The organism is Andreprevotia sp. IGB-42 (genome assembly GCF_009848685.1).
GTDB lineage: Bacteria > Pseudomonadota > Gammaproteobacteria > Burkholderiales > Chitinibacteraceae > Andreprevotia.
Genome location: NZ_WXTX01000010.1, coordinates 76,635 through 90,185, shown reverse-complemented (window position 1 = coordinate 90,185; position 13,551 = coordinate 76,635). Strand labels below are relative to the sequence as shown.

The window sequence follows — 13,551 nt, the reverse complement described above, 5'->3', positions numbered from 1 at the left end:
CCTCAACATGCTTTTACAATTGACCGCAGTACAACAGCACTTTTATCGTTGCTGCCTACGCCACGGCTTGATATTTCATAATAGGTACATGGGCCTTTCGTACCGTTGGCCAGTTCCCGTATTACCCACCGGGGCTGCTCTGCCACGCTATCGCCCAGTGTGGCGGTAAGCGTCTTGTTGGCGCCCAGTATCCTGTTGCAGACGGTATCGTTGATCCGGCAGGTATCCGTGTCGTCCCACGCCAGCGCATCCACTTGGGCCGACGTTACTTGTGAACCGCACAGGCCTTTCTGGCAGGCTACCGCCGAGGTGAAAGTCGGATATTCGGAAAGTACGCCCTGTGCGCGGCGCAATGCGAACTCGGCCGCTTCGAACGCCTGGCTCTTGGTTCTGAAGTTGCCAGCAATATGTTCACGCATCGTCGCTGTCCTTACTGCATAGACAACGATGATGGTCAGGGTGATCAGAAAAATCAGGCTGGTTATCAGGACGAACCCGCGTGAGTGATGGTTATGCATCGCGCTATTGCTCCCGTCAGTCATATCGGTTGCGCAGGAAAACGGTGGTCACGAAAGTTCGATACAGCCGGTAATCGGTAGCGGTCTGTTTCCCCTGGTTCGGATATGAGCAATCCAGATATGTGGGATGGATCAGTGTGCCCGCTGCATCCTTGATCTTGGGGGCCATATTGTCGTCTGCGCTTTTGAGCACGATGCACATGCGCATCACGTAGACGTTGTTCCAGTTGCTAACGCTGCCGGCGGCAACATGCGTTTCTGCCACGCCGTCCGGTACCGAATCGGCGTCCACGCCATAAGTGAGATTGAAGTCAACGACCCCGCTGACCTGGATTTGTGAATTCGTGCCGTCGGTTTTGGCGCATTTGATGGTTGCGGTGGATGTATCCAGGTAGATCTTGTAGCTGTTGAGCGTATTGGGATCTTTCACCGATGGGTAATCGGTATCGGCGGTCGAATTGTTGTCGCAGCGGATGATGTTGCCGTCGGCCTCGCCGTAAAAGCGCACATACAACTCGTCGCTGCTTTCCACCAGTGTCTGCCCCGCAGCAAATGGCGATGCTGCGGTAAAGGCGGTCGCCAGTGGCACTGCGTTATTCGTCGCCCCCCAGCTCCGGTAGCCTGATTGCACGCCCATGCGCTGGAACAATGACATGATGTAACGGCCATCCTCGCCCAGGCGGGTCTGTGCAGTCTGGGTCCTGAAGGTCGACTTGGTCTGCAGGTAGATATTGCCTACTGCAAATGCCAGGATCATGCTCAGTGTCAGGCCGACTGCCAGCTCGATGAGGGTGAAACCGCGGTTATGTAGTGATTGGCTCATGGTTTTTCCGCCTTAAAGTGTGGTGGAAAACCGCGTGAGCGCCGGTGTTGGATCAGCTGCGGTAGGCGGTTCATCCTGCCACCAGATCTTGATGACATAGGGTGCGTTGGCATAGGCAGAAGCTGAAGGTGCCAGGCAACCGGTGCCGCTTGTATAGTTGCTGTCCGCAACATCGAATACTGGCGTGCTGCCGTCATCCGGTGTGGTATCGCGGCAGATGATGGCCCCCCCGTTGCTGCCAAGGGGCAGCGATGCGCGCACCAGATCGAGCCAGCGTGGCACGTCTTCGGTTTCGGCCAGGTTTTGCCCGGCTGTGCCGGTGGGCGGCGTATAGCCGGTTGGTTTCACGCAGCCATATTTGCTGGTGCCGGCATCAAGGGTGCAAACAAGCCTTGCATAGTCTGGTGGCAAGGGAATGGGCTTGTTTTTTTCGTCCAGTGCCTGCCCGCTGGTTGCCACGCCTTGCTTGACCGAGCGGTTGGCACGGATGCGTTCGCTCATGTCTACAGCCAGATCGGTTGCCACTGTACGCAGGTAGCTGCTGTGCGAGTTGCGCAGCGAGAACCCCTGCAGCGAAGCAAGGCCAAGGATGCCGACCGAAAGAATGATGATCGAGACCAGCACTTCGATCATGATCATGCCGCGCTGTTTCATGCCTGATCCCCCTGGATTTGCCGGGTGCTTTGTGCCGATCAGCTGCATACCGAACCTATGGTGCGATTGACCCTGCCCAGTTTGTCCACCGTGACCAGACGCCCCTTGATATTGGGGCTGCAGAAGGTAAACGTGATGTCCTTGCCGCCGGCCATTACCGTGGAACGGAAGGTAATGTTGCTGACGTTGTCCGTAGCGGTCAGGTTTTGCAGCTGGCCAAAATCATTGGCAACCCGCAGTACTTCGCCATCGTCGATCGTCGAGTTGTTATTGGTATCGGCATAGACGATCCAGCCGGTTTTCCAGTCGGGTGTTGTCGAGCTGCCTACACAGCTGGGTGAGCTGGCTGCCGGCTCGGCACTGTTGCAGAGTCTGACGGTTTTGCTGCGCTTGATGGCTTCGCTGTGGGCGTACATCAGGCTGGTGAGCATTTCTTCCGATGCGCCGGTCAGCTTGTTTTCCCGCACCAGGTTGCGGTAGTTGGGCAAGGCGATGGTGGCCAAGATGCCGATGATGGCAATGACGACAAGCGCTTCGATCAGCGTGAAGCCACGTTGGCGCTGGGCGCGTACCAGCTGGTTAGCGTGTGGAAAGCTGTGCATGACATACCTCATCCGAACATTTTTGATGCCTGCACGGCGAAGCGTAGCGTTACTGCTATCACCTTCCCAATACTGACATTTAGGCATTGCGCCGTTAAAGCATTAGGTACAAATAATATACTAATATTTTGACGGCTCAAGCAGCTGGATTTGATCGTGTTACAACCTCAAGCTAAACCAGCATTGGCTTTAAGGGGATGTTGGAACGATGGGAGGCAGTGTGAACGGGATAAACGGGTTGCTAACTGGAAGCTTTCTACAGTATTAAATAATCGGGAAACAACAGACTTTCGCTTTTGCTGTCTGAGATAGACAGGAAAAAATTGCGCCATTTTGGTGCAAATTTTTGCAATGATCCAGGCAAAGCCGCTTGCCGCCATGCTGGAAACTGCCGACGGGTTTTGAACGTGTCAGCTTTATACGAATATTATGATATTCGACTACCGATACCCGCTTCTGTCTACTGCGGCTGCAGAACTTGTAAGGATAACCCCGGCAATTCGTTGCCGGGGTGCTGTCTGGTCAATATTCAGCCAAATATCCGCCGAGCGGTAGCAATGGTTTGCTCCAGATCGTGCATCTGATGTTGCATCGATACAAATCCCGCTTCGAATGCCGATGGTGCAAGGTAGACGCCTTGCTCCAGCATCGCATGGAAGAAGCGGTTGAACGCTTCCCGGTCTGATGCCATGACCTGGGCATAGGATTGTGGTGCGTGTGCGCTGAAGTAGATGCCGAACATGCCGCCAACTGCCTGGGTGGAAAATGCCACGCCTGCTTCACGCGCTGCGTTGCTCAAACCGTCACACAGAAACTGCGTGCGCTCGGCCAGTTGCTCGAAGAAACCCGGCTGGCTGAGTATGCCCAGCGTGGCGATGCCGGCAGCCACCGCCACCGGATTGCCCGACAAGGTACCGGCCTGGTATACCGGGCCCAGCGGCGCCAGCTTGTTCATGATGTCGGCGCGGCCGCCAAATGCGGCCAATGGCATGCCACCCCCGATCACTTTGCCCAGGCAGGTCAGATCCGGCGTGATGCCATGCAGGCCCTGCGCGCACTGCAGGCCTACGCGGAAACCCGTCATCACTTCATCGTAAATCAGCAACGCGCCATGATCGTGGGTCAGCTTGCGCATCGCCGCGACGAATGCCGGGCTGGCCTGTACCAGGTTCATATTGCCGGCAACCGGTTCGACGATCAGCGCGGCAATCTCGCTGCCCTTTTCGGCAAACAGTGCTTCCAGCGCGGCAACATCGTTGTAGGGCAAAACGATGGTATCGGCGGCCACTGCTGCCGGCACGCCGGCAGACGACGGGTTGCCGAAGGTCAGGAGGCCGGAACCGGCCTTGACCAGCAGGCTGTCGGCATGGCCGTGGTAACAGCCCTCGAACTTGATCAGTTTATCGCGGCCTGTAAAGCCGCGTGCCAGGCGGATGGCACTCATGGTGGCTTCGGTCCCGCTGGAAACCAGCCGTACCTGTTCCAGCGAAGGCAGCAATGCGCACAGCAGATCAGCCAGATCGATTTCGGCTTCGGTCGGTGCACCGAAGCTCAGCCCCAGCTGCGCTGCCCGCGTGACGGCTTCAATCACGGCCGGGTGCGCGTGACCGAGGATCAACGGCCCCCAAGAGCCGACGTAATCGATGTACTGCTTGCCATCGGCATCCCACACATAGGCGCCCTCGCCACGGGTGAAAAAACGTGGCGTACCGCCGACCGAGCCAAAAGCGCGGACCGGGGAATTGACCCCGCCCGGGATATGTTTGCGGGCACGTTCGAAAAGCTGTTCATTGCGGTTGGCAGTAGTCATGAGCGGATTACCAGTTCTTGTAGGGGTGAGTGGACAGCGCACTGTTGTAATAGCAGGCCTCGCCGGAGACTTCCTGGCCCAGCCACGCTGGACGATCGAACGCGGTGCTTTCAGTGGGCAGTTCGATCTCCGCGACCACGAGGCCGGCGTTGTCGCCATGGAATTCATCGATTTCCCAGGTGAAACCGGCAAATTCCACCAGGTGACGGGTTTTATCCAGCACCTGCGGACATAGCGCCAGCATTGCTTCGGCATCCGCCAGCGGTACCTCGTATTCGAATTCGGCGCGGCTGATGCCGCTGTTCCTGCCCTTGATGGTCAGATAGCCCTGCGCGCCCTTGATGCGCACGCGCACCGTGCGTTCCGGATCGGTATTCAGGTAACCCTGTGCGATGCGGCTTGCCGCTTGCACATCGTTGCGCCAACTATCATTGGCAAGCAGGAATTTACGTTCGATTTCGGTGGCCATCAGTGCTGCTCTTGCAAGGCGTTGTTCAAGCGTCCGGCGGTACGCTGGATATTTTCTATTTTCACGAGGCATTTCTGAATGTCGTATCGTGTTACTTCACAGATCAATATCCTACCTACCGGGTTGATGGGATTGAAAACGACGTCTACCGGTTTGCATGGCTTGACGCTAACGGCGCGCGGAAACTCGAAATAGGGTCTGAGCGTGTTTCGTGTTGCATTTGCTTGGTAGAAAAGCGAAAAAACCCCCAAGTGCACTGATTCTTTTTCCCATCCCGGCCCCATTTTGTAGAATTCGCTGCGCTGGGTCTGTGCAATCAATGCCCGTGTATCGATCCGGAGCAGTTCCGCCATCAATGTGCGCAATTCTTTCCTGATGGGCCTCAATGTATCGGGGTTCTCCAGTTGCAAATCATCAATCAGCCGCAAGGTACGTTTTACTTGAGCGGTGGCGACCATTGCCATCAGCGTAGCGCGGCTGCCCTTCAAAGCCATGATCCAGAAACGCAGGTTGCTCAGCAGATGCTGGTTGGCAACAGTGTTGCCGGCGGCATAATCCAGCGCAATCTGCGCCCGGTAGAGATTGGCCGTATAGCCGACGCTGCTATTGGGTGCATTGGTATCGATTGAACCGAGTACCTCGTCGAACTGGCTGTATGCAAGCAAGGTGCGGTAGCGATCAAGCAGGATTTCGTTTTCGGCCAATCGCTGTCGATACGCCACGCTATGTTCAAGCACATGAGTGAGGCACGGCCCATCTTTTTCCGGGCAATTTATCAATGGCTTGTACTTGATCTCGTTACGGGCTGTTTGCAGCTGGTCAAGCCAGGCCTTGCCCGCAATCGCAGGGTTGCCTTTTGCTGCCGAAAATCCATACAGATAGTAAAAGCCGTTCTGCTCCGGTGGCACCGTCTGCAGCTGCAGCTTTAGCCAGGCTTGCGTTTTCGCATCCAGTGGCTCATCAAACTGGTTGCGCACGGCAATCATCACGATCACCGTCAGCAGCGCTGCCAGTGCCCAGCCCAGCCACACCAGCATGCGGATGAAAAATCGCCCTAGCCCCCTGATCAAAACGGCTTCACCACAACCAGGATCACGATCGCAAACAGCGCCAGCACCGGCAATTCGTTGAACACGCGGTACCACACGTGGCTGCGCGTATTGTGACCCCGGGCAAAATCAGCGTGCAGTTTCCAGCACCAGCCGTGATAGCCGATCAGCAGCAACACCAGCGTGAGCTTGGCGTGCATCCAGCGCCAGCCGGGGCCGGAGGCAAAGCCATAGTAAGACCAGGTCCACGCCCCGAATGCCACGGCCAGCACGGCCAGCGGCGTCATGAAGCGCAGCAGTTTGCGCTCCATCAACGCCAACCGCGCGCGCGTGGTCGTATCCTCGACCTGTGCGTGGTTTACAAACAGCCTGGGCAGGTAAAACAGGCCGGCGAACCAGCTCACCACGAAGATGATATGAAACGCCTTCACCCACGCCATCGCTTATTTCTTCTTTTTCTTGGCCGGTGCTGCAACGCTGGCCGGTTTGACTGCGCCGTTGGCGGCTTGCGGCTGGGCCGCTGCGGCATCGTACAGAGGCTGCACATTGGGAATCTTGGCTTGCAGATCACGGATGCGCGTGGCGTCGGACGGGTGGGTGGAGAGGAATTCCGGCGGCTTGCCCTGGTTGGCCGCAGCCATCTTCTGCCATAGCGTGACAGCGGCTTGAGGCTTGTAGCCGGCACGTGCGGCCAGCTCCAGGCCCATGGTATCGGCTTCCGATTCATGCGTGCGGCTGTTGGGCAGGCTGTAGCCTACTTCGATCAATTGATCAGCCATATCCATGTAACCGTCGTACTTGCCACCGGTCAGCAGCGATACGCCCTGCATGGCCAGCTGCTTGTTGTAGGCCTCGCTCATGCGCTCGCGGCTGTGTTCGCGCAATGCATGGCTGATTTCGTGGCCCATGATCTGGGCAATTTCATCATCGGTGAGCTTGAGCTGGGTGATGATGCCGGAATAGAACATGATCTTGCCGCCGGCCATGCAGTAGGCATTGAGCTCGGGGCTGTTTTCCACGTTTACTTCCCATGCCCACTTGGGTGCATCCGGGCGGAACACGCCGGTTTGCGGAATGATGCGGCTGGCAATGGCGCGTACCCGAGCGGTCATCGCGGTATTGCTGTTGAGGACGCCCTGTGCACGCGCTTTCTGCAGCGTTTCCTGGTACGACGCGGCAGACATCTTTTCCACATCCTGCTCTGACAGCAGCATGCTCATGTTCTGCGAGCGGTTCACATTGGTAGCGCCGGCACCTGTGGTGCTGACGTTCTGGCAGCCAGCCAGCGTACCGGCCATCAGCGCGGCGACACTGGTCGCCAACAACAATTTCTTCATCCGCATTCTCCGTACTTGATTGGTGATCAGATCACGACCATCTCGAAATCGTCCTTGCGTGCACCGCAATCCGGACAGGTCCAGTTGATCGGCACATCGTCCCACAGCGTGCCAGGCGCCAAGCCGTCTTCGGGGCGGCCCTCTGCTTCGTCGTAAATGAAGCCGCAAATCAAACACATGTACTTTTTCATTCGGAGTGCATTCCTGGCTGGTTTAGAATCGGAATTCTACTCCAAACCCCTCGAAGTCTCCCCGGCATGAATCCCACTCCCCCGCTCGTTCTTGTATTTGCCGGCAATGATCCTTCCGGCGGCACTGGCCTGACTGCAGACATCCTGGCGCTGGCCTCGCTGGGCTGCCATCCGCTACCCGTCATCACGGCCATTGCGGTGCAGGACAGCGCCGGCCTGCAGGAATTCCAGCCGGTTGAACCCGACTGGCTGGAAGACCAGGCCAGGCTGATCCTGGAAGACATGCGCATCGATGCCATCAAGGTGGGCCTTGTCGGCAGCATAGAAAACCTCACGGTGATCGCGGAGATCGCTTCCGATTACCCGGAAATCCCGCTGATTCTGGAGCCGGTATTGTCCAGCGGCGAGAGTGATGAATATTCCACCGATGAGCTGATTGCCGCCATGCGCGAGCTATTGCTGCCGCATACGCTGATCGTGACGCCGAACAGCATCGAGGCACGCCGGCTGGCCAGCGATGATGCGGACGAGCAGGAAGATATGCCGCTCGATGCCGCAGCGCAGCGCATGCTCAATTGCGGCTGCGAATACGTGCTGATCACCGGCACGCACGAGAACACGCCCAAGGTCACCAACACGCTGTTCAGCGGCAACGGCCGCGTGCGCGCGGATAGCTGGGACCGCCTGCCCGGCAGCTTCCACGGTGCAGGCTGCACGCTGACCGCAGCGATTGCCGGCGCGATTGCCAGTGGCGTAGAACTCAGCCAGGCAGTGCGCGATGCGCAGGAATATACCTGGCAAGCGTTGTCTGGCGGCTTCCGCCCCGGCATGGGCCAGATCATTCCGGACCGCATGTTCTGGGCGCGCCCGTCTGATGAGGAAGTAGCTGCCGCACTGGCTGAAGATGTGGCCAAGGCCGAAGCGGATGCGGCAACGCAGGACGGCGATGCGGCCGCCGATGACGCCGCAGCCGATGCTGCGGCAGCCGATGCTGCGGCAGCCGATGCTGCGGCAGCCGATGCTGCGAGCGATGCTGCGCCAGACCACGCAGCGGATCAGATCAGCGCCAAGGGTGCCTGATGCGCGGCTTGTACGCGATCACACCGGATTGGCTTGATACCCCACGCCTCGTCACTGCGTGTGAAACTGCGCTGGCCGGCGGTGCGACCACCCTGCAGTACCGCAACAAACTGGCCGATGCAGCGCTGGCGCTGGAGCAAGCACGGGCGTTGTGCGCGCTGGCGCAGCGCCACGGTGCGATCTTCATCATCAATGATGATGTCGCACTGGCATTGGCGGTGGATGCCGATGGCGTGCACCTGGGCGGTGGCGATGGCGATCTGGCCGCCGCGCGCGCGCGCTTGCCGGCTGGCAAGCTGTTGGGTGCATCGTGTTATGACCGCATCGAGTTTGCGCGTGCGGCAGTAGCAGCCGGTGCCGATTACATCGCATTTGGCGCAGTGTTTCCATCCGCGACCAAGCCGCAGGCGGTGCCTGCTGCGCTGGATCTGTTTGGTCAGGCAGCCGGGCTGGGTGTGCCGCGCGTGGCCATTGGCGGTATCAACACCGCCAACGCCGCAATGGTGGTTGCTGCGGGTGCTGACAGCATCGCGGTGATTGGCGCGTTGTTCGAAGCGCCGGATATCAACGCTGCCGCGCGCCGCTTCAGCGCGTGTTTCACGTGAAACAACATTGGCCGTATCAGGAATCGTGTTGATGAGTCTTCCGCAAGTCATCGTATTGAACGGTACCAGTTCTTCCGGCAAGAGCGCGCTGGCACATGCGCTGCAGGAACGGCTGAGCGAGCAGTATCTGAATTTCAGCATCGACAGCATCCTGTATGCCCTGCCGCCTTCAGACCTGCTGAAAATGCAGCGTGGCGAGATCATCACCCGCAATGGCTATGACTGGGCCGCGCTGGTGCGCGCCTATCACTATGCATTGCCCAGCCTGCTGCAGGCGGGCCTGAAGCTGATCATCGATAACGCATGGTGCGACAAGGAAGAAAAGCGCGAGTTGCTGACCGAGCTGGCGGGTTACAGCCAGGCGCTGGTGGCTGTGCATTGCGGTCTGGATACGCTGCAGACGCGGGAGCGGCAGCGTGGTGACCGGGCACAGGGCTCTGCACAGTGGGAGTATCACCGCGTGCATGAACACATGATTTATGATTTTGAAATCAGTACCGATAGCGTAGCGCCGGATGCGGCTGCGGCTGCCGTACATCAGTGGCTGGAGGGCCAGCCTCAGCTGCATGGTGCGCTGGCAACACTGGAAGCGTTCAATATCGGTTAAGGCTGCCCAGTCTATGGCCGGCTCATACAGGATAGCAAGGCATTGCGCAGCTGTTCGATGATGGGCATGGAATCCGCGCGGGCAACTTCGCGCTCGCCCTGTGTGCCAACCAGATACAGGCCGTAGCGCAGCGTGCTTGGTGATGCGGTGGTATTCCACACCGGGTGTATGGCAAAGCGCATCGGTTGATCCTCCATGGCGGTTTGTTGCCCGCCCTGATGGTTATATCGGGTCATCCCGGCAAAAACATCAGGCCACTTGTCGGCGCAAATCATCGTTGCATCGTTTCAAACTGCATTCCCGACCCAAGACCCAAGGAGTTGTTGTGAACCTGTCCTACTACCAGATTTCCATTCCGGTCTATTCCCGCATGCTGGGCAATCTGCTGCCCATCATCGACAAGGCCATTGCGTTCAGCGCTGCCAACAATATCGACGAAGGCGTGCTGCTGCAAACGCGGCTGTACCCGAGCATGCTGCCGCTGATCAAGCAGTTCCAGATCGCCACCGACCAGGCCAAGGGTTCGATTGCGCGCCTCACCGGTATCGATGCACCGCGCTTTGCCGATGACGAAACCAGCTTTGTGCAATTGAAGGCACGCATCGAATCCACGCTGGCCTACCTCAAGGGCATCCCTGCCGATGCGTTGAACGATGTTGCCGGCAAACAGGTGATCCTGCCATGGATGCCGGAGAAGCCGCTGGAAGGCGAGTTCTACCTGGTGCACTACGCGCTGCCGAACGTGTACTTCCACGTGACCACCACGTACGCAATCCTGCGTCACATCGGTTTGCCGCTGGGCAAGACGGATTACCTCGGCGGCGTCTGAACAGATCTCCCCCCAATGAAAACGGCGCCTTGAGCGCCGTTTTTTTCATACGTCGCCCGTGCCCCGATAGCACCAGTGCCATGGCTCGTACACATAGCCCTGCGCGTTGCCGCGCGGGAAGGACAGCGTAAAACCATGCTCACCCGCATGCGTTGCCAGCCAGGCAAATGCGCCGGTTTCCTCGAACGCCGCTTCGGCTACCGGCCCGCCCGGCTGGTAAATATCCACCGCGCGGCCGGTGTGGTGTTCGCTGCAGCCCGGTGGGGCCAGGACCTGCAGGATGTTGTCGATGGGTTCGCCGGCGGCAAGCTTGCGCTGTATCAGTTCGGTTTGCCGGGCACTGCTGCGGTAGGCGGAAGCGATGCGCAGTGTGATGCCCTTCCGTGCGGCAGCGGCCTGCATGCGTAACCACGCATTGGCGGCGGCGGGTACCAGTTGCCAGACGCGCCCATCGTCGCCGGTTTCCACGTCCACCAGTTCGCCGGCTTCCTCGTAAACCTGCAGCGCTTTGGCGGCGAATACTGCTTCGCTGATGCCCAGCAGCTGCCAGGTATCGCGCAAGTCATCCCGCATCAGAAGCCCGGGAACTTGAGGCCGGCGTTGATCGGCTTACCCTTGCGTGCGCGCTTGCCCACATACGGCGCCATCTCGTTGGCATCCAGCTTCAGCTCGGTGGCTTTGCCGCCGCGGCCGGTACCCGTCAGGCGCAGGGTTTCGCCATCGCACACGGTAATGGCAGCCAGCACGTCCTTGTCGTCCAGCGCCATGGTTTGCACGCCCTTGCCACCGCCCGCCAGCTGCTTGAATTCTGCCAACGGGAACAAGTGCAGCTTGCCGGCCTTGGAAAGACACGCCACCAGCGATGTTTCACGTGGAACAAAGCTGGAGATGCGCAGCAGCGATTCACCTTCTTCGACGGTGATGAATGCCTTGCCGGCCTTCTGGCGCGACAGCAGGTTATCGAACTGGCACACAAAGCCGTAACCGGCGGTGTTGGCGATCACCAGCTTGTCACTGCCCTGCCCGGTCAGCATCTGTACGATGCGCGTCTTGGCTACCAGCTCTACCAACGTGGTCACCGGCACGCCATCGCCACGCCCACCCGGCACCACGGCCGCCTGGATGGTGTATACGCGACCGTCGCTGCCCACCAGCGCCAGGTTATCCACGGTGCGGCATTCGATGGCGGAATGCAGCGCATCACCATCCTTGAATGCCAGGTTCTGTATATCGATGCCGTGGCCCTGGCGAGCGCGCAGCCAACCCTTTTCGGACAGGATCAGTGTGGTGGGCTCGTCCACCACCGCCACTTCCAGCGATGCACGCTCGGCTTCCTCAATCAGCGTGCGGCGCGGATCGGCAAACTTTTTCCGGTCTGCTTCGATTTCCTTGATGATCAGCTTCTGCATTGCCAGGCGGTTGGCGAGCAGGTTTTCCAGCTCGCCTTTTTCGCCACGCAGCTCGGCCAGCTCCTGCTCGATCTTGATGCCTTCCAGCCGTGCCAATTGGCGCAGGCGTATTTCCAGGATGTCTTCCGCCTGCCGGTCACTCAGGTTGAAGCGGGCAATCAGCGCCGGCTTGGGCTCGTCGCTTTCGCGGATGATGCGGATTACTTCATCGATATTCAGGAAGACGATATGCCGGCCTTCCAGGATATGGATGCGGTCGTTCACCTGCCCCAGCCGGTGTTCGGTACGGCGCGTGACGGTATCGAAGCGGAAGGAAATCCACTCCGCCAGCAGGTTCTTCAGCGACTTCTGCCCTGGCCGGCCGTCGCGGCCGATAGTGACGAAGTTGAGCGACAGACCTGTTTCCAGCGAGGTATGCGCCAGCAACAGATTCATCAGCTCGTCTGGGCTTTGCCGTGATGACTTGGGCTCGAACACCAGCCGCACTGCCTGTTCGCGGCCGGATTCATCGCGTACACGGTCCAGCATCGACAGGACCAGCTGTTTGGTTTGCTGCTGTTCCTGCGTGAGCGCCTTCTTGCCTTTCTTGACCTTGGGGTTGGTCAGCTCTTCGATCTCTTCCAGTACGCGCTGCGAAGAGGCACCCTGCGGCAACTCGGTCACCACGATCTGCCACTGGCCGCGTGCCAGATCTTCCTTCTCCCAGCGGGCACGTACTTTCAGGCTGCCGCGGCCATTCTCGTACGCGGCCTGGATATCGCGGCGCGACGAGATGATCTGGCCGCCGCCCGGCAAATCCGGCCCCTTGATGTATTCAAGGATGCCGGCGAGATCCAGATCCGGGTTCTTGATCAATGCCACCGTGGCATCGGCCACTTCACCCAGGTTGTGCGACGGCATTTCGGTGGCCATGCCCACTGCAATGCCGGATGCGCCGTTGAGCAGCAGCATGGGCAAACGCGCCGGCAGCAGCACCGGTTCTTCGAACGCGCCATCGTAGTTGGGCACAAAGTCTGCAGTGCCCATTTTCAGCTCGGACAGCAGCAGCTCGGCAATCGGCGTCAACCGCGCTTCGGTGTAGCGCATTGCCGCTGCGCCATCGCCATCGCGGCTGCCAAAGTTGCCCTGGCCATCGATCAGCGGATAGCGCAGCGAGAAATCCTGGGCGATACGCACCAGCGCGTCATACGCAGACTGGTCACCATGCGGGTGATACTTACCCAGCACCTCACCAACGATACGCGCGGACTTCACCGGCTTGGCGGCAGCGACGAGGCCCAGCTCATGCATGGTGAACAGCACACGGCGCTGCACCGGCTTCTGGCCGTCTTCCACCTGTGGCAATGCGCGGCTCTTCACCACGCTCATTGCATATTCCAGATAGCTCTTCTCTGCATACAAGCCCAGCTGTACCGATTCGCCATCGTCCGGCGCAGTGGCGGATGCCTGCGCGGCGATGAAGCGGCCACCACCGCTACCCTGCCCGCTGGCGGGCTCTGGAGCGGCTTCTTCGGCGTTGGGGTCTTCATTCAATACAGGGTCGAGCAGGTCTTGATCTTGGCTCATGG

The 13,551-nt window shown here is 59.1% G+C and carries 17 protein-coding genes; 4 read left to right on the top strand and 13 right to left on the bottom strand.

The features are described 5' to 3' along the window. Nucleotides 1-2: 2 nt before the first annotated feature. From IGB42_RS15655 to IGB42_RS15610, 10 genes are all read right to left on the bottom strand, one after another. Nucleotides 3-518 carry a PilX N-terminal domain-containing pilus assembly protein gene (locus IGB42_RS15655; protein WP_159673324.1) on the bottom strand — a complete coding sequence of 172 codons (516 nt, stop codon included), beginning with the start codon at nt 516-518 and terminating at the stop codon, nt 3-5. Between the two features lie 16 nt (nt 519-534). After that, on the bottom strand, nt 535-1,341 hold the full coding sequence (locus tag IGB42_RS15650) for a PilW family protein (protein WP_159673470.1): 807 nt from the start codon (nt 1,339-1,341) through the stop codon (nt 535-537). A gap of 12 nt (nt 1,342-1,353) precedes the next feature. After that, entirely contained in the window at nt 1,354-1,995 is a 642-nt protein-coding gene (gene pilV / locus IGB42_RS15645; RefSeq protein ID WP_159673322.1) for a type IV pilus modification protein PilV, read from the bottom strand. Nucleotides 1,996-2,033: 38 nt separating this feature from the next. Then, nucleotides 2,034-2,597, bottom strand: a complete 564-nt coding sequence (locus IGB42_RS15640; protein WP_159673468.1) for a GspH/FimT family pseudopilin — start codon at nt 2,595-2,597, stop codon at nt 2,034-2,036. A 529-nt stretch (nt 2,598-3,126) separates the two neighbouring features. Then, complete coding sequence (gene hemL / locus IGB42_RS15635; protein WP_159673320.1) at nt 3,127-4,407, bottom strand: glutamate-1-semialdehyde 2,1-aminomutase; 1,281 nt, start codon at nt 4,405-4,407, stop codon at nt 3,127-3,129. Between the two features lie 7 nt (nt 4,408-4,414). Beyond that, complete coding sequence (locus IGB42_RS15630; RefSeq protein ID WP_159673318.1) at nt 4,415-4,876, bottom strand: CYTH domain-containing protein; 462 nt, start codon at nt 4,874-4,876, stop codon at nt 4,415-4,417. Then, nucleotides 4,876-5,913, bottom strand: coding sequence for a hypothetical protein (locus tag IGB42_RS15625; protein WP_159673316.1), 1,038 nt, complete (start codon nt 5,911-5,913; stop codon nt 4,876-4,878). Before IGB42_RS15625 ends, IGB42_RS15630 begins: the two co-directional genes overlap by 1 nt. Before the next feature lie 29 nt (nt 5,914-5,942). Then, nucleotides 5,943-6,365, bottom strand: a complete 423-nt coding sequence (locus tag IGB42_RS15620; protein ID WP_159673314.1) for a CopD family protein — start codon at nt 6,363-6,365, stop codon at nt 5,943-5,945. Nucleotides 6,366-6,368: 3 nt separating this feature from the next. Continuing rightward, nucleotides 6,369-7,262, bottom strand: a complete 894-nt coding sequence (locus IGB42_RS15615; protein WP_159673312.1) for a M48 family metallopeptidase — start codon at nt 7,260-7,262, stop codon at nt 6,369-6,371. Nucleotides 7,263-7,288: 26 nt separating this feature from the next. Beyond that, nucleotides 7,289-7,453 carry a rubredoxin gene (locus IGB42_RS15610; protein WP_159673310.1) on the bottom strand — a complete coding sequence of 55 codons (165 nt, stop codon included), beginning with the start codon at nt 7,451-7,453 and terminating at the stop codon, nt 7,289-7,291. A 66-nt stretch (nt 7,454-7,519) separates the two neighbouring features. On the opposite strand from IGB42_RS15610, the gene IGB42_RS15605 reads away from it, so the two are divergent. The 3 genes from IGB42_RS15605 to IGB42_RS15595 are packed head-to-tail and all read left to right on the top strand — an operon-like array spanning nt 7,520 to nt 9,745. Further along, nucleotides 7,520-8,533, top strand: a complete 1,014-nt coding sequence (locus IGB42_RS15605; RefSeq protein WP_159673308.1) for a hydroxymethylpyrimidine/phosphomethylpyrimidine kinase — start codon at nt 7,520-7,522, stop codon at nt 8,531-8,533. Next, on the top strand, nt 8,533-9,138 hold the full coding sequence (gene thiE / locus IGB42_RS15600) for a thiamine phosphate synthase (RefSeq protein ID WP_159673306.1): 606 nt from the start codon (nt 8,533-8,535) through the stop codon (nt 9,136-9,138). Before IGB42_RS15605 ends, thiE begins: the two co-directional genes overlap by 1 nt. Before the next feature lie 31 nt (nt 9,139-9,169). Next, nucleotides 9,170-9,745, top strand: coding sequence for a chloramphenicol phosphotransferase CPT family protein (locus tag IGB42_RS15595; RefSeq protein ID WP_159673304.1), 576 nt, complete (start codon nt 9,170-9,172; stop codon nt 9,743-9,745). 11 nt (nt 9,746-9,756) lie between these two features. On the opposite strand, the gene IGB42_RS15590 is transcribed toward IGB42_RS15595, so the two are convergent. Then, nucleotides 9,757-9,927, bottom strand: coding sequence for a hypothetical protein (locus IGB42_RS15590; RefSeq protein ID WP_159673302.1), 171 nt, complete (start codon nt 9,925-9,927; stop codon nt 9,757-9,759). Nucleotides 9,928-10,070: 143 nt separating this feature from the next. Between IGB42_RS15590 and IGB42_RS15585 the strand changes: the two genes are divergently transcribed. Continuing rightward, entirely contained in the window at nt 10,071-10,574 is a 504-nt protein-coding gene (locus IGB42_RS15585; RefSeq protein ID WP_159673300.1) for a DUF1993 family protein, read from the top strand. A 45-nt stretch (nt 10,575-10,619) separates the two neighbouring features. Here IGB42_RS15585 and IGB42_RS15580 read toward each other — a convergent pair whose 3' ends face one another. Both IGB42_RS15580 and parC read right to left on the bottom strand, forming a co-directional pair. Continuing rightward, nucleotides 10,620-11,147 carry a D-alanyl-D-alanine carboxypeptidase family protein gene (locus tag IGB42_RS15580; protein WP_159673298.1) on the bottom strand — a complete coding sequence of 176 codons (528 nt, stop codon included), beginning with the start codon at nt 11,145-11,147 and terminating at the stop codon, nt 10,620-10,622. Beyond that, entirely contained in the window at nt 11,147-13,549 is a 2,403-nt protein-coding gene (parC, locus tag IGB42_RS15575) for a DNA topoisomerase IV subunit A (protein ID WP_159673296.1), read from the bottom strand. Before parC ends, IGB42_RS15580 begins: the two co-directional genes overlap by 1 nt. Between the last annotated feature and the right edge of the window lie 2 nt (nt 13,550-13,551).

What these genes read in the sequence shown, in the direction of transcription:
- thiE (WP_159673306.1), top strand. Translation starts at nt 8,533, where the DNA reads ATGCGCGGCTTGTACGCGATCACACCGGATTGGCTTGATACCCCACGC.
- parC (WP_159673296.1), bottom strand. Translation starts at nt 13,549, where the DNA reads ATGAGCCAAGATCAAGACCTGCTCGACCCTGTATTGAATGAAGACCCC.
- IGB42_RS15610 (WP_159673310.1), bottom strand. Translation starts at nt 7,453, where the DNA reads ATGAAAAAGTACATGTGTTTGATTTGCGGCTTCATTTACGACGAAGCA.
- IGB42_RS15620 (WP_159673314.1), bottom strand. Translation starts at nt 6,365, where the DNA reads ATGGCGTGGGTGAAGGCGTTTCATATCATCTTCGTGGTGAGCTGGTTC.
- IGB42_RS15595 (WP_159673304.1), top strand. Translation starts at nt 9,170, where the DNA reads ATGAGTCTTCCGCAAGTCATCGTATTGAACGGTACCAGTTCTTCCGGC.
- hemL (WP_159673320.1), bottom strand. Translation starts at nt 4,407, where the DNA reads ATGACTACTGCCAACCGCAATGAACAGCTTTTCGAACGTGCCCGCAAA.
- IGB42_RS15655 (WP_159673324.1), bottom strand. Translation starts at nt 518, where the DNA reads ATGCATAACCATCACTCACGCGGGTTCGTCCTGATAACCAGCCTGATT.
- IGB42_RS15580 (WP_159673298.1), bottom strand. Translation starts at nt 11,147, where the DNA reads ATGCGGGATGACTTGCGCGATACCTGGCAGCTGCTGGGCATCAGCGAA.
- IGB42_RS15640 (WP_159673468.1), bottom strand. Translation starts at nt 2,597, where the DNA reads ATGCACAGCTTTCCACACGCTAACCAGCTGGTACGCGCCCAGCGCCAA.
- IGB42_RS15630 (WP_159673318.1), bottom strand. Translation starts at nt 4,876, where the DNA reads ATGGCCACCGAAATCGAACGTAAATTCCTGCTTGCCAATGATAGTTGG.
- IGB42_RS15605 (WP_159673308.1), top strand. Translation starts at nt 7,520, where the DNA reads ATGAATCCCACTCCCCCGCTCGTTCTTGTATTTGCCGGCAATGATCCT.
- IGB42_RS15590 (WP_159673302.1), bottom strand. Translation starts at nt 9,927, where the DNA reads ATGCGCTTTGCCATACACCCGGTGTGGAATACCACCGCATCACCAAGC.
- IGB42_RS15615 (WP_159673312.1), bottom strand. Translation starts at nt 7,262, where the DNA reads ATGAAGAAATTGTTGTTGGCGACCAGTGTCGCCGCGCTGATGGCCGGT.
- pilV (WP_159673322.1), bottom strand. Translation starts at nt 1,995, where the DNA reads ATGAAACAGCGCGGCATGATCATGATCGAAGTGCTGGTCTCGATCATC.
- IGB42_RS15650 (WP_159673470.1), bottom strand. Translation starts at nt 1,341, where the DNA reads ATGAGCCAATCACTACATAACCGCGGTTTCACCCTCATCGAGCTGGCA.
- IGB42_RS15625 (WP_159673316.1), bottom strand. Translation starts at nt 5,913, where the DNA reads ATGCTGGTGTGGCTGGGCTGGGCACTGGCAGCGCTGCTGACGGTGATC.